The organism is Cytobacillus sp. Hz8 (assembly GCF_042263505.1).
In the GTDB taxonomy this organism is placed as follows: domain Bacteria; phylum Bacillota; class Bacilli; order Bacillales; family Cytobacillaceae; genus Bacillus_BE.
The window spans coordinates 121973-141479 of record NZ_JBHKFI010000008.1; the positions used below are offsets into that span (position 1 = coordinate 121973).

Sequence of the window (19507 nt, forward strand, 5' to 3'; positions counted from 1 at the left end):
AGAGAGGGAATGAGATGAGAGAAGCGGTAATAGTAGCAGGCGCTCGTACTCCGGTCGGAAAAGCGAAAAAGGGGTCTTTGGCTCATGTTCGACCTGATGATTTAGGTGCTCTTGTTGTAAAAGAAACCCTAAAGCGTGCCGGGAATTATGAAGGAAATATTGATGATTTAATCATCGGCAATGCTATGCCTGAGGCGGAACAAGGAACAAATATGGCAAGAATCATTGGAGCGTTGGCTGGTCTTCCTGATACAGTTCCAGCGATTACAGTGAATCGTTTCTGCTCTTCAGGTCTGCAAGCAATCGCTTATGCAGCGGAAAAGGTCATGATTGGTCATGCTGACACGATTATTGCAGGTGGAGCTGAATCCATGAGCATGGTTCCAATGATGGGTCACGTCGTCCGTCCGAATGTAAAGCTTGCAGAAACGGCACCAGAATATTATATGGGAATGGGTCATACGGCTGAGGAAGTGGCTAAAAAATATGGTGTGACAAGGGATGACCAAGATGCTTTTGCTGTCCGTAGTCACCAAAAGGCAGCAAAAGCAATTGCTGAAGGAAAATTTTCAGATGAAATTGTTCCAGTTGAGGTAACAAAGCGGACCGTTGGAGCTGATAACAAATTAGTAGAAAAAACCTTCTTATTTAGTCAAGATGAAGGTGTTCGTCCAGACTCAACAGTAGACACTTTAGGTAAGCTGCGTCCTGCATTTAATGTAAGAGGTACTGTTACGGCAGGAAACTCTTCACAAACCAGTGATGGGGCTGCTGCTGTGATGGTCATGGATCGGGAGAAAGCAGAAGCCAATGGTTTAAAACCAATGGCAAAGTTCCGTTCCTTCGCGGTCGGCGGAGTTCCGCCAGAAGTAATGGGAATCGGACCGATTGTAGCCATTCCAAAGGCGTTAAAGCTTGCGGGTTTAGAAATTTCTGATATCGGCTTGTTTGAGTTAAATGAAGCATTCGCCTCTCAATCTCTTCAAGTCATTCGTGAATTAGGATTGGATGAGGAGAAAGTAAATGTCAATGGAGGGGCGATTGCTTTAGGTCATCCACTTGGCTGCACAGGAGCGAAGCTTACACTATCTATCATTCATGAAATGAAACGTCGCAACGAACAATTTGGTGTCGTTACAATGTGTATCGGCGGCGGAATGGGCGCTGCAGGGGTATTTGAACTTTTATAAATAGTTTTTGGATTTGAAGAAAAAGCCCTATATCAAAAGAAATGGAGGAAAAATGAATGGCAAACACAACTGAAAATATTATTAAAGGCGGAAGCTTTTTAATTGAAGATGTAACGTATAATCAAGTATTTACTCCAGAGGATTTTACAGATGAACATAAAATGATTGCGAAAACATCTGAGGATTTTGTCGTAAATGAAGTATTACCTGAAGTTCCATATTTAGAAAAACATGAATTTGATCGCTCTGTTAAATTATTAAAATCTGCTGGTGAATTAGGCCTTTTAGGAGCGGATATTCCAGAAGAGTATGGTGGTCTTTCATTAGATAAAATTAGCTCAGCTTTGATTGCTGAAAAAATGTCAATTGCAGGTGGCTTTGGTATCACGCATGGTGCCCATGTAGGAATTGGTTCACTGCCAATCGTGTTATTTGGCAATGAAGAACAAAAGCAAAAGTATCTTCCGTTACTTGCGACTGGTGAAAAAATTGCAGCTTATGCCTTAACAGAGCCAAGTTCAGGTTCCGATGCACTTGGAGCTAAAACGGTTGCTAAGCTTAATGAAGCAGGAACGCATTATGTATTAAACGGGGAAAAACAATGGATTACAAACTCTGGTTTTGCCGATGTATTTGTAGTCTATGCCAAAATTGATGGTGACAAATTCTCTGCTTTTATCGTGGAAAGAGCATTCCCCGGAGTATCAACAGGTGCTGAAGAAAATAAAATGGGAATCAAGAGCTCATCTACTCGTACATTGATTCTTCAGGATGCTGAGGTACCAGTGGAAAATCTTTTAGGAGAAGTTGGGCGCGGACATGTCATTGCTTTTAACATTTTAAATATTGGTCGTTATAAATTAGGGGTAGGTGCTCTAGGTGGAGCGAAACATGCAATGGAAATTACGGTTCCATATACAAATCAGCGTCAACAATTCAAAACACCTATATCTTCGTTTAATTTAACAAAAGAAAAGCTCGCAACTATGGCCTCTAACATATATGCAGCTGAAAGTTCTATTTATCGGACCGTTGGATTATTTGAAGATCGGATGAGCAAGCTTTCTGAAGATGAAGCAAAAACGGGTAAAGCAGTTGCAGCTTCCATCGCTGAATATGCAATTGAATGTTCATTAGGAAAATTCTTTAACACAGAAGTGCTTGATTATGTTGTCGATGAAGGCGTCCAATTACACGGAGGCTATGGTTTCATGGAAGAATACGAGATTGCCAGAGCTTATCGTGATTCTCGTATTAATCGAATCTTTGAAGGAACGAATGAAATTAATCGTTTACTTGTACTTGGCACTTACTTAAAGAAAGCCCTTAAGGGTGAGCTTCCATTATTCCAAAAGGCACAAGAGCTACAAGCAGAAATTTTGACACTTATGCCTGAAGAGCCAGGTGAAGAACCATTGGCTGCACAAAAATATTTAGTGAAAAACGCGAAGAAAATCGCTTTATTAGCAGCAGGCTTAGCGGCACAAAAATATGGCAAGGAAATCGATCAGGAACAGGAAATTTTTGTTAATATTTCGGATATTGTTGCGAATGTTTACGCAATGGAATCTGCCGTTCTTCGTACGGAAAAGGCCATTGCAAAAGAAGGAATTGAAAAGAGTCATCAAAAACTTCTTTACACAGAAATTTTCTGTCAAGAAGCATTTAATAAAATTGAATTAGACGCAAAAGAAACATTGGTTGCAGCAGAAAGTGGAGATACATTACGTATGATGATTTCTGTTTTACGTAAATTAACTCGCCACACTCCAATCAATGTCATTGCGAAAAAACGGGAAGCTGCGTTGAAGATCATTGATGTAGAACGTTATGTCCTTTAAGAAACAAGAAACTCTCTATGTCGGCAAACTGCTGGCATAGAGAGTTTTTTCATGGGGAGAAGTTTTAAGTTTAATATTAGATGCTGAGAGATTCTTGAAGATCATTATCGCAATAATAAACTTATTTCCTTTCCAATCCCAATCATAAAGAAACAACTTTCAATGACTTTGCATACGTTCTCAAAACTCAGTATTAGGATTGAAAGTTAAATTATGTTATGATTCAATTGATTGTAATTGTTGTGAAATGGAAATAATGATTGAAGGATGGTGATAAGTATGTCTTTAAGCTTTTATTGGTATCCAAAATGCGGAACTTGTCGAAAAGCAAAAAAGTGGCTTGATGAGCATCAACTATCATATGAAGAAATAAATATTGTAGAAGATCCACCATCACGCTCAAAAATAGAGGAAATATTTAAAAATAGTGGTCTAGACATAAAGAAATTGTTTAATACAAGTGGGCAAAAATATCGCTCTCTAGGAGTAAAGGATATCATTCCGACAGCGTCTGAAGATGAATTGCTCGACTTATTGGCATCAGATGGGATGTTAATGAAACGTCCAATTGTCACAGAAGGTGAGAATGTAACGGTTGGATTTAAAGAGGAAGAATTCGAACATACTTGGCACAAATAGTGAGATTTCTTCCAAGTATGTTCCTAGAAAACAGTCTTGCTTAATCAAAATATTCATGTCATGATGATGATAGATTGATTATTCAAAAAAGTGATACATAGAAGGTGGAGGGATTTATCATGAGTATTCCTAAGGATTTACGCTATTCTGAAGAACACGAATGGGCAAAAGTAGAAGGGGAAAAAATTCGTATTGGGATTACTGACTTTGCTCAATCTGAGTTAGGAGATATTGTATTTGTAGAATTACCAGAAATTGGTGATGAATTAACAGTAAATGAGCCATTCGGAAGTGTGGAATCAGTAAAGACCGTTTCCGAATTATATGCACCTATTAGTGGTAAAGTTGTTGAAATTAATGAGGATTTAAATGATAATCCTGAAAATGTTAATGAATCACCATATGAAAAGGCTTGGATGATTGTTATAGAGCCTTCTAATTCTAGTGAACTAGATAACTTAATGAATGCTGAACAATATGAAGAAATGATTAAAGAGGACTAATTTTTTATTGAGAGGAGGGTCGAACAACTTTTTGGATAAGTGGTTCGACCCGCTTATTTTTTTCTTGAACAATCTTGTTTTAAGCTGATTGCCTTGGAATAGGTAGAGGGAATCATTTAACCCTCAGTAAAAGAAGCATAAATGGATAGATTCATTCTCATAGATAGGTACACCATTTTCTAATATAATGAATATGGTAAAGTAATTATACTTTCGATCAAGGTGATCAAAATGAATGAAGATAAACCAGATAAAGTAATCATTGTGGAAGGAACATCGGATAAAAGAAAAATAATGAATATTATCAAGGAACCTATTGATGTGATCTGCACGAATGGAACCATTAGCATGACAAAGCTTGATGAATTAGTAGACACACTTGAGGATCGCGATATTTATATTTTAGTCGATGCTGATGAAGCAGGGATGAAGCTGCGGAATCAATTAAAAAGAGAATTTCCTGATGCTGAGCATCTTTATATTGATAGGTGCTATCGTGAAGTAGCAACGGCTCCAGAATATCACTTAGCAACTGTATTAACGGGAGCAAATATAGATGTCTATACAGAATTTTTAGACAGAGGTTAGCAAATGGATGAGTCATCAATGTCAGGTTTAAAACAATATATGGAGAAAAAGGGAGTGTCTTTCCTCTATTTGTATACTCCCCTTTGTGGAACGTGTAAAATTGCCGGTAAGATTCTCGAAGTAGTTGAACAATTATTACCAAATGAGCAATTTCGCAAAATGAATTTAAATTTCATACCAGAATATGCTAAAGAATGGTCAATAGAAAGTGTGCCTTGCCTTCTTATCTTTCAGAATGGGAAAATTCTTGAAAGAATTTATGCATTTCACTCCGTTCCTCATTTATATGAAAAATTACAAGGTCTAGTGAAATCTAATTGAAGATAAGAGTATTTTTTACCAATGGACAAAGTGTTGAAATTTGGCATTGAAAGTCCCAAAACACTCGACATCAATTAGGATGCTCTTGTAAATTTTGACATATTTCTTAGGAAATAAAAGACGATGGAAGATAAAAAGCTCCATTGTCTTTTTTTTGTCGAAAGAAAATAAAAGTTGTTAAAGGGATTTATGCCATTTAATAGAATTATTATCTACAAAAGGGAGTGTGAGAACATTGCAAGACGTTTTGGTTGATTTTATTAACGGAGTCAAGGGCAAAAAACATTTAATGGACTTGTTAAATGATTCATTAATTAAATTAAGCATTAAAACGGAAAAAAGCAATGCGAATCTGTTAATTGGTAAAGGTGATCTTCTCATGGTTAATTCAGATGATGTCATTCGACCAGACTGTGAAATTATAGGTGAGGAGCGAATTATTGAATCCGTGTTAGAAGGAAAAGTGAAATTACGAGAGGCAGTAAAAAGGGAAAAATTGGAAATGATAGCAACATACAGAACAACACTCTATTTAGAAACCTTGTTTATTCTTGGGAAACCCTACCAATAATATTAAAAAAACATTGACGGTCATAAACTAATTATGCTAATATTCATGTAATCATAATTTTTTGAAAATAATTAAATAGGTTCTTATCTAGAGAGGTGGAGGGACTGGCCCTATGAAGCCCGGCAACCGGTTGATTTACACGGTGCTAATTCCAGCAGAGGATTACTCTGACAGATAAGAAGAGTTCGATATCAAACCTCTTCTTATGAAGAGGTTTTTTTATCGTTTGCTGAAATATGCTAAAAAATGATAAGAAAAAGGGAGAGTTGAGAAAATGACAGAAAAACAAAAAAATTATCACTTTGAAACCCTTGGAGTTCATGGCGGACTTGAACCAGATCCAGTGACAGGAGCAAGGGCGGTACCCATTTATCAAAATAATGCCTACCAGTTTAAAAATACAGAACATGCAGCCAATTTGTTTGGGTTAAAGGAACCTGGTTACATTTATACTCGTATTCATAACCCGACTCTAACTGTATTTGAAGAAAGAATTGCTTTGCTTGAAGGAGGCGTAGGTGCTTTAGCAGTTGCCAGCGGAATGGCGGCAATCACATTAGCAATATTAAATATTGCTCAAGCTGGTGATGAAATTGTTGCTGCATCCAATTTATATGGGGGTACATATAACTTATTTGCTGTTACCTTACCGAAATATGGAATCAGCGTAAAGCTTGTTGAGCCAGATTCTTTAGATAACTTCAAAAATGCCATTACCGATAAGACGAAGGCCATTTATGCTGAAACGATTGGTAATCCAAGTTTAAAAGTTCTTGATATTGAAGGTGTAGCGAATATTGCTCATGAAGCAGGTATTCCACTGATTGTTGATAATACTTTTGCAACTCCGTACTTATGCAGACCAATCGAATTTGGAGCTGATATTGTTGTACACTCAGCAACAAAATGGTTGTTAGGAAATGGAACCACTCTTGGTGGCGTAATTGTAGATGGAGGAAAGTTTGATTGGAATTCACCTAAATTCCCTGGATTTACTGAACCAGACCCAAGCTACCACGATATTGTTTATAGCGAAGCATTAGGAGCGGTGGCCTATATTACAAAAGCAAGAGTTCAGCTTCTTCGTGATTTTGGACCAACCTTGAGTCCACAAAATGCCTTTCAATTTACCCTTGGATTAGAGACTCTACATGTAAGAATGAAGGAACATGTCGCAAACACGAAGATCATTGTGGATTACTTACAAAAACATCCAGCAGTAACATGGATCATCTACCCTGGCCTTGAAACAAGTTCCGATAAAGTTCTTGTAGATAAATATTTTCCTAAAGGTGCTGGATCTGTTGTTGTTTTTGGAATTGCAGGGGGCAGAGAAGCAGGGGCTGCATTTATTAATCATCTAGAATTATGGGCTCATGTGGCGAACGTCGGTGATGCAAAAAGTCTTGTTATACATCCAGCAAGTACGACTCATCAACAATTAGATGCAGAAGGATTAGCCGCTGCAGGAGTACCTGAGGATCTCATTCGCCTTTCTATTGGTATTGAAAATGCAGACGATCTCATTGAGGATTTAGAGCAAGCGATTGGGGCGGCAACAGGGATTACAAGTCTCGCAGCAAAGGCTTAATCTTTAATATTGATATAATAATTATTAGGGAATTTACCAGTATAAAACAGTTGAATTGTCATTGACACCCTTTTATTTCCGTGATACGATAAGTCTCGTAACAATTTTATGAACTTTTCTGAAATAGAACTTAATTGAATATAGATGAGATTCACTCTTATCAAGAGAGGTGGAGGGATGTGCCCGATGAAACCCGGCAACCGTCAATATGATTATTGAAATGGTGCCAATTCACACAGAACAATGATTGTTTTGGTAGATAAGAGAAAGGACATGAATGAATGCCTTTCTGCTTATCTGTGCAGAAAGGTTTTTTTATTAGTTATAAGGGAAAAGTAAATCTATTAACGAAAGCCAGATAAAACAAAGTAATGGATTGAAATTGGATGATAAATCCGTTTTGGGAAATTTAAATACGGTGCTCACAATCTTTATAACTATTAATCAATCTATTTTTATCAGAAATATCGGAAATAAAGGGGTGATTTCATTGATCACAATAAGCAATGTAAAAAAGATTTATTCTTCAAAAAATAGTAGTATTACAGCTGTAGAAGATGTCAACCTAGAAGTCAATAGTGGAGAGATCTTTGGTGTAATTGGCTATAGTGGGGCAGGAAAAAGTACGCTAATTCGCATGCTCAATGGATTAGAAATACCAACTGAAGGGACCGTTACGGTTGCAGATAAACTCATTTCCAAAATTAAGGGAAGTGCCTTAAGAAAAGCAAGACAGGAAATCAGCATGATATTCCAGCATTTTAATCTGCTATGGTCTCGGACTGTAAGAGAAAATATTGCTTTTCCATTAGAAATTGCAGGTGTTTCAAAGGCTGAACGAAAAAAAAGAGTTGATGAGCTAATTAAGCTAGTTGGCTTAGAAGGTAGAGAGAATTCTTATCCTTCTCAATTAAGTGGTGGACAAAAGCAAAGAGTGGGGATTGCAAGAGCCCTAGCCAATAATCCTAAAGTTCTTTTATGTGATGAGGCGACTTCTGCTTTAGACCCACAGACAACAGATTCGATTTTAGATCTCCTCGTAGATATAAATAAACGCTTAGGACTAACTATTGTTCTTATTACTCATGAGATGCATGTTATTCGCAAGATTTGTCATCGTGTGGCCGTGATGGAGGAAGGAAAAATTGTGGAAATCGGTTCCGTTTTGGATGTATTTAAAAATCCACAGCAATCGATAACAAAGCGCTTCGTTCAACAGGTGACAGAACCTGAAGAAACAAAGGAAACCATTGATCACCTATTGGTCAACTACCCTCATGGTAAAGTTATTCAGCTTGGCTTTATAGGGGAATCGGCAGAGCAACCATTGATTACCAATATTATTCGCCACTACAATCTGACGGTGAATATTCTTCAAGGGAAAATTTCGCAAACACAAAGTGGTTCTTATGGTACATTATATATCCATTTAGATGGAGATAAGGAAGAAATCACGAAGGCAATTGATTACATTCGTTCTCAACAAGTGGGAGTGGAGGTGATGACAAATGCTTGAGAAATTCTTTCCGAATGTTGACTGGCAAGCGATGTGGTCAGCTACCGTGGAAACCCTATACATGGCAGGGATCTCTGTATTAGTTACTTTTATCTTAGGAATTATCTTAGGATTATTACTTTTTCTAACGTCAAAAGGGAATATCTGGCAAAATATAACGATTAATAAATTCATTAGTGCCATTGTCAATATTTTTAGATCAATTCCCTTTATTATTTTGATAGTTTTACTTATTCCGTTCACCAAGCTTTTACTCGGAACCATGATTGGTGCCAATGCTGCCTTACCAGCCTTAATTATTGGAGCAGCACCGTTCTATGCCAGAATGGTGGAAATTGGTTTAAGAGAAATTGATAAAGGGGTTATTGAAGCAGCAAGATCCATGGGTGCAAAAACAAGCACTATTATATGGAAGGTTCTTTTACCAGAATCAATGCCAGCTCTTATTTCAGGCATTACGGTTACCGCCATTGCTTTAGTTGGCTACACGGCGATGGCCGGAGTAATTGGTGCTGGTGGCTTGGGAAACCTAGCTTATCTAGAAGGGTTTCAAAGAAGCCGAAATGACGTTACCTTAATGGCAACGATTGTCATTCTGATTATTGTTTTCATTATCCAATTCATTGGAGATTATATAACATCAAAATTAGATAAAAGATAGGGGAGTCAAACATGAAAAAATGGTTTAGTCTTATTTTAGTTCTTGCGGTTGCCCTTGTTGCAGCAGCTTGCGGTACATCTGACGATAAAGCAGATGGCGGAAAAGAGTTAAAGAAATTAGTTGTTGGCGCTTCAAACGTTCCTCATGCTGAAATTTTGGAAAAAGCAAAACCAATTTTAAAGGAAAAAGGAATTGATTTAGAAATTAAAAAATTCCAAGATTATATTTTGCCAAACCAAGCTTTAGAGTCTAAAGAATTAGATGCAAACTATTTCCAACACATTCCTTATTTAGAAGGACAAATTGCTGAAAATGGTTATGACTTTGTCAATGCCGGTGGTATTCATATTGAGCCAATCGGAATTTATTCTAAAAAGTATAAATCATTAGATGATCTTCCAACTGGGGCAAAAATTATTATGAGTAATTCAGTTGCAGACCATGGCCGTATTTTAACCTTGCTTGAAAGCAAAGGACTTATTAAGCTAAAAGACGGTGTGGATAAGGTTAAAGCTACTGTGAAAGATATCGCTGAAAATCCTAAAAAATTAAAATTTGATACAGAATATGAAGCATCTTTATTACCACAAATTTATAACAATAATGAAGGCGATGCTGTCTTAATTAATTCAAACTATGCCATTGATGCTGGTTTAAATCCATTAAAAGATTCCATTGCAATCGAAGATAAAGATTCACCATATGTGAATGTCGTTGTTGTAAGAAAAGGCGATGAAAATAAACCAGAAATCAAAACTTTGGTAGAGGTTCTTCATTCAAAAGAAATTCAAGATTTTATTCTTGATAAGTACAAAGGTGCCGTTGTACCTGTTAATAAATAATGGAGATAGAGAGTCTATCCAATTGGGTAGGCTCTTATTTTTTTTATAAAGGAAGCCTGTTTTTGGTTTTGCCAATAAATGAATCTCTACATTATTTTCCTTTTTTAGGAAACATTATAATCGTCAGAAATAAGGCTCTTTTCCACTACTTAAGAGTTGATAACAGATTTCATTTGTTATAAGATTGTAATGAGAATAAAGTGAGAATGAAGGATAGGCTATTTATTTAGCTTTCTTTATACAAAACAAACTTCTTTACTAACGGAGGGTAATATTTATGGCAAGATCTACATTAATTATCAAAGACCTTCATGTTTCAATCGAAGGAAAAGAGATATTAAAGGGTGTTAACCTGGAAGTAAAGGGCGGAGAGATTCACGCGATTATGGGACCGAACGGAACAGGTAAATCGACTTTATCTTCTGCAATTATGGGACACCCGAAATATAAAGTAACTAGCGGAACGATTACTTTGGACGGAAAAGATGTTTTAGAAATGGAAGTGGACGAGAGAGCACGTGCGGGGCTATTTCTTGCCATGCAATATCCTAGTGAAATAAGCGGTGTAACCAATGCGGACTTTTTACGCTCAGCAATTAACAGCCGCAGAGAAGAAGGAGATCAAATTTCTCTAATGAAATTTATCCGTAAAATGGATGAGAAAATGGATTTCTTAGAAATGGATCAAGATATGGCGCAACGTTATTTAAATGAAGGTTTTTCAGGTGGAGAAAAGAAACGCAATGAGATCCTTCAGCTTATGATGATTGAACCCAAAATTGCCATTCTAGATGAAATTGATTCCGGTCTTGATATTGATGCACTTAAAGTTGTTTCAAATGGAATCAATGAAATGCGCGGAGAAGATTTTGGCTGCATAGTTATTACTCACTATCAGCGTCTATTAAATTACATCACTCCAGATGTTGTTCATGTTATGATGCAAGGTCGTATTGTCAAAACAGGTGGTCCTGAGCTTGCTCAACGTCTAGAAGCTGAAGGCTACGATTGGATTAAGAAGGAACTTGGTATTGAAGACGAAACAGTTGGGCAAGAAGCTTAATGGGTAAGGGGGATCAAAATGACAACAGAGACAAAATTACCATTCGAGACTGAACATGTTCGTTCATTTTCTGAAGAAATGGGCGAACCTGCTTGGCTAACAGAGTTTAGGCTTAATGCATTAACTAGAGTTGAAGAATTGCCACTTCCTAAAGTGGATAAAACCAAAATTGCTAAATGGAATTTCACACAATTTGATAGGCATATTGTGAAAAGTGAAGATTATTCATCCCTCAATGAATTGCCTAGTGAGGTTAAGACATTAATTGAATTAAATGAAACAAATAATAACTTATATATCCAGCGTAATAATCGCCCAACTTATTTATCCGTATCTGATGAGCTAAAAGAGAATGGCGTCATTTTTGTGGATATTTTTACAGCTGCGCGTGAGCATGGAGAGCTCTTACAAAAATACTTAATGCATGATGGAGTAAAGGTTGATGAACATAAATTAACGGCTCTTCACGCAGCATTATATAATGGTGGAGTTTTCTTATATATACCAAAGAATGTAGTCATCTCCCAACCAATTCAAGCTGTATTTGTTCATGACAACCAAGAAGCAAACCTATTTAATCATGTATTAGTTGTGGCAGAAGATAATAGTTCTGTAACCTATGTTGAAAATTATGTTTCTACAATGGATCAAGCGGCTGGCGTTTTCAACATTGTATCGGAAATCATTGCTGGGACAAATGCTAAGGTCCAATATGGAGCTGTAGATAACATTGCAAAAGGTGTGACTTCTTATATTAACCGCCGCGGAATCACAAATAGAGACTCACGAATCGAGTGGGCTCTAGGACTTATGAATAATGGTGATTCTATTTATGAAAATACGACCAATTTAATTGGTGATGGTTCATATGGTGACACAAAAATGGTAACGGTTGGGCATGGTGAGCAAACGCAAAACTTTACAACGAAAATTATTCATCATGGAAAGAATACGGAAGGGTATATTTTAAAGCATGGCGTAACGAAGGATAGTGCTACTTCCATCTTTAATGGCATTGGAAAAATTGAGCATGGCGCCTCAAAATCGAATGCCCAACAAGAATCACGTGTTCTTATGCTAAGTGAAAAAGCACGTGGAGATGCGAATCCAATTCTATTAATTGATGAAGATGATGTTATTGCTGGGCATGCAGCTTCTGTCGGACGTGTCGATCCAGTGCAGCTATACTACTTAATGAGTAGAGGAATACCAAAAAAAGAAGCAGAACGTTTAATCATTCATGGTTTCTTAGCGCCAGTAGTAAATGAACTACCAATTGATGGTGTTAAAAAGCAACTGGTTGAACTGATTGAAAGGAAAGTGAAATAATGGATATCAAAGATATTCGCTCACAATTTCCAATATTAGATCAAGAAGTCAATGGAAATCCGCTTGTTTATTTAGATAGTGCAGCAACATCACAAAAGCCATTCCAAGTAATTGAAGCGGTAAATAAATACTATCGTGAAGATAATTCCAATGTCCATCGCGGAGTGCATACATTAGGAACTAGAGCAACTGATGCCTATGAAGGTGCACGTGAAAAGGTTCGAAAGTTTATTAATGCGAGCTCCATTGAAGAGGTTATTTTTACAAGAGGAACCACTACTTCACTTAACACAGTGGCAGTTAGCTATGCCAGAGCAAATCTGCATGAAGGTGATGAAATTGTTATTACTTATATGGAACACCATAGTAATATTATCCCTTGGCAGCAAGCCGCTAAAGTTACAGGTGCTACGTTAAAATATATTCCACTTCAGGAAGATGGAACGATTTCACTCGATGACGTTAGAGCTAACATAACACCTAACACAAAGATTGTAGCGATTGCAAAAGTTTCAAATGTTTTGGGTGTGATTAACCCAATTAAGGATATCGCAAAAATTGCTCACGAAAATGGGGCAATCATGGTCGTAGATGGGGCACAGGGCGTGCCGCATATGAAGATAGATGTACAAGATCTTGATTGCGATTTTCTTGCATTTTCAGGTCATAAGATGTGTGCTCCAACAGGAATCGGCGTATTATATGGAAAGAAACACCTGTTAGAAAACATGGAGCCGGTGGAATTTGGTGGAGAAATGATTGATTTCGTCAATCTATATGATTCTACTTGGAAAGAGCTTCCTTGGAAATTTGAAGGGGGTACCCCGATAATTGCAGGTGCCATCGGCTTAGGTGCTGCGATTGATTTTCTTGAGGAAGTAGGTTTAGATCAAATTGCTGCACATGAGCATCATCTAGCAGCCTATGCTCTTGAAAAACTGTCAGCGGTTCCAGGGTTAACCATTTTCGGACCCAAGGATCCAGCGAAGAGAGCAGGACTTGTAACCTTTAATTTAAACGATGTGCATCCACACGATGTTGCAACAGTTTTAGATGCAGAAGGAATTGCTGTTCGCGCTGGCCACCATTGTGCCCAGCCGCTGATGAAATGGTTGAAACAAACGGCCACAGCTCGGGCAAGCTTTTATCTTTATAATACAGAAAATGATGTTGATAAGCTCGTAGAGGGGCTTTTGAAAACAAAGGAGTATTTTAGCGATGTCTTCTAAAAATCTAGATACCCTTTATAGACAAGTAATCATGGATCATTATAAAAATCCCCGCAATAAGGGGGTTCTGGAAGGCGATACTTTAACGATTAACATGAATAATCCAACATGTGGAGACCGTATTCAACTATCCTTAAAGGTTGAGGAAGGAAAAGTGACGGATGCGAAATTTGAAGGAGAAGGCTGTTCCATTTCCCTTTCCTCTGCTTCCATGATGACCCAAGCCATTAAAGGGAAACCAATCGATGAGACACTTCAATTATCAAAGATTTTTTCAGAAATGATGCAGGGACATGATTATGATGAGAATCTTGATTTAGGTGATATTGAAGCATTACAAGGTGTATCAAAATTCCCTGCACGTATTAAATGTGCAACCTTAGCTTGGAAAGCAATGGAAAAAGCATTGAAGGATACACAAAAATAAAAAATCGGTGAAATGGGAATTGTAGTTCCATTACCGTAAAAAGAATGGAGGAACACGACATGGCGAAAAAAATGCCGGAAATCGGTGATTATAAATATGGTTTTGCCGATAAGGATGTTTCCATTTTCCGATCCAAACGTGGACTTACACGTGAGATTGTTGAGGAAATTTCAAAAATGAAGGATGAGCCCCAATGGATGACAGACTTCCGTTTGAAGTCATTGGAGCATTTCTATAGCATGCCAATGCCTCAATGGGGTGGGGATTTATCAGCCTTAAATTTTGATGAAATTACTTATTACGTAAAACCATCTGAAAAAGCAGAAAAATCTTGGGATGAGGTTCCTGCAGAAATTAAGCAGACCTTTGATAAATTAGGGATTCCTGAAGCTGAGCAAAAATATTTAGCTGGGGTATCTGCGCAATACGAATCAGAAGTCGTTTATCATAATATGCAAGAAGACCTTGAAGCGTTAGGAATTGTCTTTAAGGATACTGACTCAGCTTTGAAGGAAAACGAAGATATCTTCCGTGAGCATTGGGCAAAAGTGATTCCACCAACAGATAACAAATTCGCAGCGTTAAACTCTGCTGTATGGTCTGGTGGATCCTTCATCTATGTTCCTAAGGGTGTTAAAGTAGAAACACCTTTACAAGCATATTTCCGTATTAATTCAGAAAATATGGGACAATTTGAGCGAACATTGATTATTGTGGATGAAGGGGCATCTGTTCACTATGTGGAAGGATGTACAGCACCTGTATATACAACAAACTCCTTGCATAGTGCGGTTGTTGAAATCATCATTAAAAAAGATGCTTACTGCCGTTATACAACCATTCAAAACTGGGCTAATAACGTCTATAATCTTGTGACGAAACGTGCTGTTTGTGAAGCAAACGCAACGATGGAATGGGTGGATGGAAACATCGGTTCGAAATTAACGATGAAGTACCCAGCTGTTATTTTAAAAGGCGAAGGCGCGCGCGGAATGACTTTATCAATTGCCATTGCCGGTAAAGGACAGCATCAGGATGCCGGAGCTAAAATGATTCATTTAGCACCTAATACTTCTTCAACGATTGTTTCAAAATCCATCTCTAAACAAGGTGGGAAAGTAACCTACCGTGGAAACGTACACTTTGGACGCAAAGCGGACGGAGCTCGTTCCAATATTGAATGTGATACATTAATCATGGATAATAAATCAACTTCTGATACGGTTCCATATAACGAAATATTAAATGATAATATTTCACTTGAACATGAAGCTAAGGTATCTAAAGTATCAGAGGAGCAATTATTTTATTTAATGAGCCGCGGTATTTCTGAATCTGAAGCAACGGAAATGATTGTTATGGGCTTTATTGAACCATTTACAAAAGAACTTCCAATGGAGTATGCCGTTGAAATGAATCGCCTTATCAAGTTCGAAATGGAAGGTTCTATCGGTTAGTTTTCGTATAAAAATTGACAGCGTGTCGATTTGAATTTTAATTTTTTTTCGTAGAAGGCGAACTTTTGTAGTTCGCTTTCTTCTATTTTTTCAGTAATATCGAAGTAAGCATCGGCTGTTGTTTGATGACCAAGGTGTTGTGAAATAAAATTTTATACTGACGCTAAATACAAGGAATTGGACAGAAAAATTATTTTTTAATACATGATACAAATGCAAGTTTACAAGGCATTATTGTCAGTGTATGATAAGAAAGGTATCTCACTATAGATAAGGAGTTGAATTTTTATGAGTAGTCAAAGTTGTAGCGATCCCGAACCAAGGTCGAGTATGGAGGAAGCCAAATCCGTTCCTCTCCTCAAAAAGTTGATTATGTTAATAAAAATCAACTCTTTTCTATGTCGGGGGCTTTTTTGACTTCCTCTATTAAAAATGAGGAGGTTTTATCAATGATGAATATTTTTTTTACAAATGAAAATGGAATACTTGAAGAATTAACAGAAATAACAAAAGGCTGCTGGATTAATCTCGTATCACCTACTGAGCAAGAGATTATGGAAGTTGCTGAGAAAGTACAAATTCCTTTAGACTTTTTAAAAGATCCATTGGATGAAGAAGAACGGTCAAGGATTGAAAAAGATGATGATAATGTGCTAATCATTGTCAATGTGCCTTTAATGTCAAAAGATGACAGCGGCTTATCTATTTATGATACTATTCCATTAGGAATGATAATTGCTAAGGATTGTTTTATTACTGTCTGCTTGAAGGACAATCCGATATTTCACATGTTTGAACAGAATAAAGTTAAGCAATTTTTTACTTTCAAAAAGACGAGATTTGCCTTCCAAATTCTTTATTTTATAGCAACCTCGTTTCTTAAGAATTTAAAACTAATTAATAAAAAGACAGATGAAATTGAAAAAGAATTACATCAGTCCATGAAAAACAAAGAGCTCTTTACGTTATTAAATTTAGAAAAAAGTTTAGTATATATCACCACTTCTTTGAAATCCAATAACATTGTGATGCAAAAAATGTTAAAAAGCAATTATTTAAAAATGTTTGAAGATGACAAGGAATTATTGGAAGATGTCATTGTTGAGAATCAACAAGCTATTGAAATGTCTGAGACACATTCATCCATATTAAGTGGAATGATGGATGCTTTTGCATCAGTTATTTCAAATAATTTAAATATTGTGATGAAATTTTTAACATCATTCACTATTGTCTTAGCTTTGCCAACTATGGTAGCAAGTTTCTATGGTATGAATGTTCCTGTCCCATTTCAAAATTATCATTATGCGTTTTTTATCGCAATCTGTATTTCTATCATTCTGGCAAGTGTTACAGCATTTATTTTTTGGAAAAAGAAGTTTTTCTAATAAGATGAAAATCCGATGGTTCTTGATTAAAGATTATCGGATTTTTTATTTATAAAAGCATTCATGCTAAAAGATGGGCTAAGTTAACCAACTCGATATTTGGAAAAAATAAAACACACGCAAATTTTTCACGTGTGTTGAATATTAAGCACATTCACTTATCCTAAAAAATTAATCATCAGCAACAACTATTTTTATTAAGAAACCAACCTAAATAATTCTTCGATTTGAATAATGAGTGTTTCCAAAAAATCTTCATTTGTATACTTTTCGATAATATCCTTTTCTTCAATGATGTATATCGGCTTTTCTTCCATTGATTTGGTTTGATAATAAGGAGAACCAACAACAGACCACTCCCCATCCAACCATATGGCAATCTGAACAAAGTTTCCTTCTAAAACAACTTCACAAAAGGCATCTTTCCCCTGCAATTCCAGGTCAATGTCCAATTTTATCCCTCCAAATAAAAGCACATCCTTATTATATAATTAAATGAAGAAAAAGCAAAATTACCTTTAAGAAAAATTAGATTATTTATGATACATATAGTATGATTCCAACGGGCATTTTATAAGGATTTTTTATCTAATGGAGTTAGATCCTGTCTTAGGAGGTCTTATTCTTTAAAGGTCTTTTTTGTTTTCATTGGATATTGATTCCAGATAATTATAAAATATAATAGAAGAAACTTAAGTTCCTTCATAATTTGATTATTTTCACTTAAAGGGGAAGATTTGATATGGAAAATATCCATATTTATCATACAAATGATGTCCATAGCCACTTTGATCATTGGCCAAGAATTCGGAAGCTTCTCCTTGAAAGAAAAGCCTTACATGAAGAAGCAGGTGAGGAATGTTTTATTTTCGATATAGGAGACCATATGGATCGGTTTCATCCTTATTCAGATGCAACGAGGGGCAAAGGGAATACAGCGATATTAAATGATTCGGGTTTTACAGCGGTGACGATTGGCAATAACGAAGGGATCACTCTTCCATATGAGAATTTAAATGAACTGTATAAAAACGCACAATTTGATGTGTTAGTAGCAAATCTTTTTAATAAAGATGGTACAATTCCGCCTTGGGCAAAGCCTTATCAAATCTATGAAACGAAACAACATACTAAGATTGCTGTGATTGGCTTAACGGCATATTTCTCTCATTTTTACGGTCTGCTTGGCTGGAAGCTAACAGAGCCTTTTTCTGAACTGCAAAATCTTTTCACGACATTGAAAAAGCAAAGTGATATTCTCATTGTTTTGTCACATTTGGGGATCCATGATGATGAAAGATTAGCCATTGAGTTTCCAGAAATTGATGTTATTTTAGGGGCACATACTCATCATATCTTGCACACAGGCAAAGTAATAAATCAAACTTTATTAGCAGCCGCAGGAAAATATGGCATGTTCGTTGGTCATGTAGAGTTAATGGCAGATAAAGGGAAAGTCCTTGATAAAAAAGCAATTCTCTATAATACGAATGAATTGCCATCAGTGGAAAATGAAGATGAGATGATTCATCATTGGTATACTTTGGGAAAAGAGCAATTAAGCACAGTGTTTACAAAGGTCCCTCCTAAGAATAGAACGAAGGAAAGCCTAGCAAAAATCCTATGTGAGTCCTTATTAGAATGGTGTCAAGCTGACTGTGCTTTTATCAATGAAGGCATGATACTTAAAGATGTTGAAACAGATTTAGTGACGGATTTTGATCTATTAGATATATGTCCACATCCCATTAATCCATGTCTTGTCAAGCTTTCTGGAGATGAATTAAAAGAGGTATTGCTTGAGGCTGAAGATGAAAAATGGGTAAATATGCAAATGAAGGGATTTGGCTTTAGGGGAAACTTGATGGGGAAGATGGTCTATGCTGGAATTCAAATAGACAAAAATGAAAAAGGAACAGAATTCTCTATCCAATCACTCGACATAGATCGAAACAGAATCTATCAAGTAGCGATTCCTGATATGTATACTTTCGGAATGTTATTCCCACAAATCCAACGAGCAAAACATAAAACCTTCTTCTTTCCAGAATTTTTACGTGATTTGTTGAAATGGAGACTCACCCATTTGTTCCATGAATAAAGTGAAACTTCCATCAGTGGGGGTTTCATTCATCCCCCACTGATGGTTAGTCACGCAAAGCCTGATTGATTTTTCTAAGGGCTGAAGCCCAAAGAAAAATCTTATTTCACTTATCGGACCTTTACGGACAGTTGATCTCCCAATTATCTTCTTCATATTCTCAGAATCTTGAAGTGGGAGTCTTACTGTCCGTTAAGAGTGGGATAAAATGCAATTCACATTTTACTTCTTGTCTTCATAAGATGACTTA

General features: G+C 36.6%; 19 protein-coding genes and 2 riboswitches. Of the genes, 18 read left to right on the top strand and 1 reads right to left on the bottom strand.

Annotated elements, in window-relative coordinates:
• Positions 1–14: 14 nt before the first annotated feature.
• From ACE38V_RS11915 to ACE38V_RS11995, 17 genes are all read left to right on the top strand, one after another.
• On the top strand, positions 15–1190 hold the full coding sequence (locus ACE38V_RS11915; protein WP_375841466.1) for an acetyl-CoA C-acetyltransferase: 1176 nt from the start codon (positions 15–17) through the stop codon (positions 1188–1190).
• Between the two features lie 56 nt (positions 1191–1246).
• A complete protein-coding gene (locus tag ACE38V_RS11920) occupies positions 1247–3031 on the top strand; it encodes an acyl-CoA dehydrogenase family protein (protein ID WP_375841467.1) in 1785 nt (594 codons plus the stop codon).
• A 279-nt stretch (positions 3032–3310) separates the two neighbouring features.
• Entirely contained in the window at positions 3311–3670 is a 360-nt protein-coding gene (locus ACE38V_RS11925; RefSeq protein ID WP_375841468.1) for an arsenate reductase family protein, read from the top strand.
• Between the two features lie 119 nt (positions 3671–3789).
• Positions 3790–4173, top strand: coding sequence for a glycine cleavage system protein GcvH (gcvH, locus tag ACE38V_RS11930; protein WP_375841469.1), 384 nt, complete (start codon positions 3790–3792; stop codon positions 4171–4173).
• Positions 4174–4404: 231 nt separating this feature from the next.
• Positions 4405–4761, top strand: coding sequence for a toprim domain-containing protein (locus ACE38V_RS11935; protein WP_375841470.1), 357 nt, complete (start codon positions 4405–4407; stop codon positions 4759–4761).
• 18 nt (positions 4762–4779) lie between these two features.
• Positions 4780–5082, top strand: coding sequence for a thioredoxin family protein (locus ACE38V_RS11940; protein WP_375841471.1), 303 nt, complete (start codon positions 4780–4782; stop codon positions 5080–5082).
• Between the two features lie 235 nt (positions 5083–5317).
• Positions 5318–5653, top strand: a complete 336-nt coding sequence (locus ACE38V_RS11945) for a hypothetical protein (protein WP_375841472.1) — start codon at positions 5318–5320, stop codon at positions 5651–5653.
• Positions 5654–5733: 80 nt separating this feature from the next.
• A riboswitch (SAM riboswitch) is annotated at positions 5734–5834 on the top strand.
• A 93-nt stretch (positions 5835–5927) separates the two neighbouring features.
• Complete coding sequence (locus ACE38V_RS11950) at positions 5928–7244, top strand: O-acetylhomoserine aminocarboxypropyltransferase/cysteine synthase family protein (RefSeq protein ID WP_375841473.1); 1317 nt, start codon at positions 5928–5930, stop codon at positions 7242–7244.
• A gap of 154 nt (positions 7245–7398) precedes the next feature.
• A riboswitch (SAM riboswitch) is annotated at positions 7399–7510 on the top strand.
• A 224-nt stretch (positions 7511–7734) separates the two neighbouring features.
• Entirely contained in the window at positions 7735–8760 is a 1026-nt protein-coding gene (locus ACE38V_RS11955) for a methionine ABC transporter ATP-binding protein (RefSeq protein ID WP_375841474.1), read from the top strand.
• Complete coding sequence (locus ACE38V_RS11960) at positions 8753–9421, top strand: methionine ABC transporter permease (RefSeq protein WP_375841475.1); 669 nt, start codon at positions 8753–8755, stop codon at positions 9419–9421. Before ACE38V_RS11955 ends, ACE38V_RS11960 begins: the two co-directional genes overlap by 8 nt.
• An 11-nt stretch (positions 9422–9432) precedes the next feature.
• Positions 9433–10263: a MetQ/NlpA family ABC transporter substrate-binding protein gene (locus ACE38V_RS11965; RefSeq protein ID WP_375841476.1), complete on the top strand. Its 831-nt coding sequence runs from the start codon at positions 9433–9435 to the stop codon at positions 10261–10263.
• Between the two features lie 277 nt (positions 10264–10540).
• Positions 10541–11326: a Fe-S cluster assembly ATPase SufC gene (sufC, locus tag ACE38V_RS11970; protein WP_375841477.1), complete on the top strand. Its 786-nt coding sequence runs from the start codon at positions 10541–10543 to the stop codon at positions 11324–11326.
• Between the two features lie 18 nt (positions 11327–11344).
• On the top strand, positions 11345–12655 hold the full coding sequence (gene sufD / locus ACE38V_RS11975; RefSeq protein WP_375841478.1) for a Fe-S cluster assembly protein SufD: 1311 nt from the start codon (positions 11345–11347) through the stop codon (positions 12653–12655).
• Positions 12655–13884, top strand: coding sequence for a cysteine desulfurase (locus ACE38V_RS11980; RefSeq protein ID WP_375841479.1), 1230 nt, complete (start codon positions 12655–12657; stop codon positions 13882–13884). Before sufD ends, ACE38V_RS11980 begins: the two co-directional genes overlap by 1 nt.
• Complete coding sequence (sufU, locus tag ACE38V_RS11985) at positions 13874–14311, top strand: Fe-S cluster assembly sulfur transfer protein SufU (RefSeq protein ID WP_375841480.1); 438 nt, start codon at positions 13874–13876, stop codon at positions 14309–14311. Before ACE38V_RS11980 ends, sufU begins: the two co-directional genes overlap by 11 nt.
• A gap of 59 nt (positions 14312–14370) precedes the next feature.
• The gene (gene sufB, locus ACE38V_RS11990; RefSeq protein ID WP_375841481.1) at positions 14371–15768 is read left to right on the top strand and encodes a Fe-S cluster assembly protein SufB; all 1398 of its coding nucleotides are present in this window, start codon (positions 14371–14373) and stop codon (positions 15766–15768) included.
• Between the two features lie 449 nt (positions 15769–16217).
• Positions 16218–17156: a magnesium transporter CorA family protein gene (locus ACE38V_RS11995; protein WP_375841482.1), complete on the top strand. Its 939-nt coding sequence runs from the start codon at positions 16218–16220 to the stop codon at positions 17154–17156.
• 197 nt (positions 17157–17353) lie between these two features.
• Here ACE38V_RS11995 and ACE38V_RS12000 read toward each other — a convergent pair whose 3' ends face one another.
• The gene (locus tag ACE38V_RS12000; RefSeq protein WP_375841483.1) at positions 17354–17608 is read right to left on the bottom strand and encodes a hypothetical protein; all 255 of its coding nucleotides are present in this window, start codon (positions 17606–17608) and stop codon (positions 17354–17356) included.
• A gap of 290 nt (positions 17609–17898) precedes the next feature.
• On the opposite strand from ACE38V_RS12000, the gene ACE38V_RS12005 reads away from it, so the two are divergent.
• Positions 17899–19257: a bifunctional metallophosphatase/5'-nucleotidase gene (locus ACE38V_RS12005; RefSeq protein ID WP_375841484.1), complete on the top strand. Its 1359-nt coding sequence runs from the start codon at positions 17899–17901 to the stop codon at positions 19255–19257.
• The last annotated feature ends 250 nt before the right edge of the window (positions 19258–19507 follow it).

Excerpts from the sequence above, each read along its gene's own strand:
- ACE38V_RS11920 (WP_375841467.1), top strand. The coding sequence starts at position 1,247 with ATGGCAAACACAACTGAAAATATTATTAAAGGCGGAAGCTTTTTAATT.
- ACE38V_RS12005 (WP_375841484.1), top strand. The coding sequence starts at position 17,899 with ATGGAAAATATCCATATTTATCATACAAATGATGTCCATAGCCACTTT.
- ACE38V_RS11960 (WP_375841475.1), top strand. The coding sequence starts at position 8,753 with ATGCTTGAGAAATTCTTTCCGAATGTTGACTGGCAAGCGATGTGGTCA.
- gcvH (WP_375841469.1), top strand. The coding sequence starts at position 3,790 with ATGAGTATTCCTAAGGATTTACGCTATTCTGAAGAACACGAATGGGCA.
- ACE38V_RS11935 (WP_375841470.1), top strand. The coding sequence starts at position 4,405 with ATGAATGAAGATAAACCAGATAAAGTAATCATTGTGGAAGGAACATCG.
- ACE38V_RS11940 (WP_375841471.1), top strand. The coding sequence starts at position 4,780 with ATGTCAGGTTTAAAACAATATATGGAGAAAAAGGGAGTGTCTTTCCTC.
- ACE38V_RS11925 (WP_375841468.1), top strand. The coding sequence starts at position 3,311 with ATGTCTTTAAGCTTTTATTGGTATCCAAAATGCGGAACTTGTCGAAAA.
- ACE38V_RS11995 (WP_375841482.1), top strand. The coding sequence starts at position 16,218 with ATGATGAATATTTTTTTTACAAATGAAAATGGAATACTTGAAGAATTA.
- sufC (WP_375841477.1), top strand. The coding sequence starts at position 10,541 with ATGGCAAGATCTACATTAATTATCAAAGACCTTCATGTTTCAATCGAA.
- sufB (WP_375841481.1), top strand. The coding sequence starts at position 14,371 with ATGGCGAAAAAAATGCCGGAAATCGGTGATTATAAATATGGTTTTGCC.
- sufD (WP_375841478.1), top strand. The coding sequence starts at position 11,345 with ATGACAACAGAGACAAAATTACCATTCGAGACTGAACATGTTCGTTCA.
- ACE38V_RS11965 (WP_375841476.1), top strand. The coding sequence starts at position 9,433 with ATGAAAAAATGGTTTAGTCTTATTTTAGTTCTTGCGGTTGCCCTTGTT.
- ACE38V_RS11915 (WP_375841466.1), top strand. The coding sequence starts at position 15 with ATGAGAGAAGCGGTAATAGTAGCAGGCGCTCGTACTCCGGTCGGAAAA.
- ACE38V_RS11950 (WP_375841473.1), top strand. The coding sequence starts at position 5,928 with ATGACAGAAAAACAAAAAAATTATCACTTTGAAACCCTTGGAGTTCAT.
- sufU (WP_375841480.1), top strand. The coding sequence starts at position 13,874 with ATGTCTTCTAAAAATCTAGATACCCTTTATAGACAAGTAATCATGGAT.
- ACE38V_RS11980 (WP_375841479.1), top strand. The coding sequence starts at position 12,655 with ATGGATATCAAAGATATTCGCTCACAATTTCCAATATTAGATCAAGAA.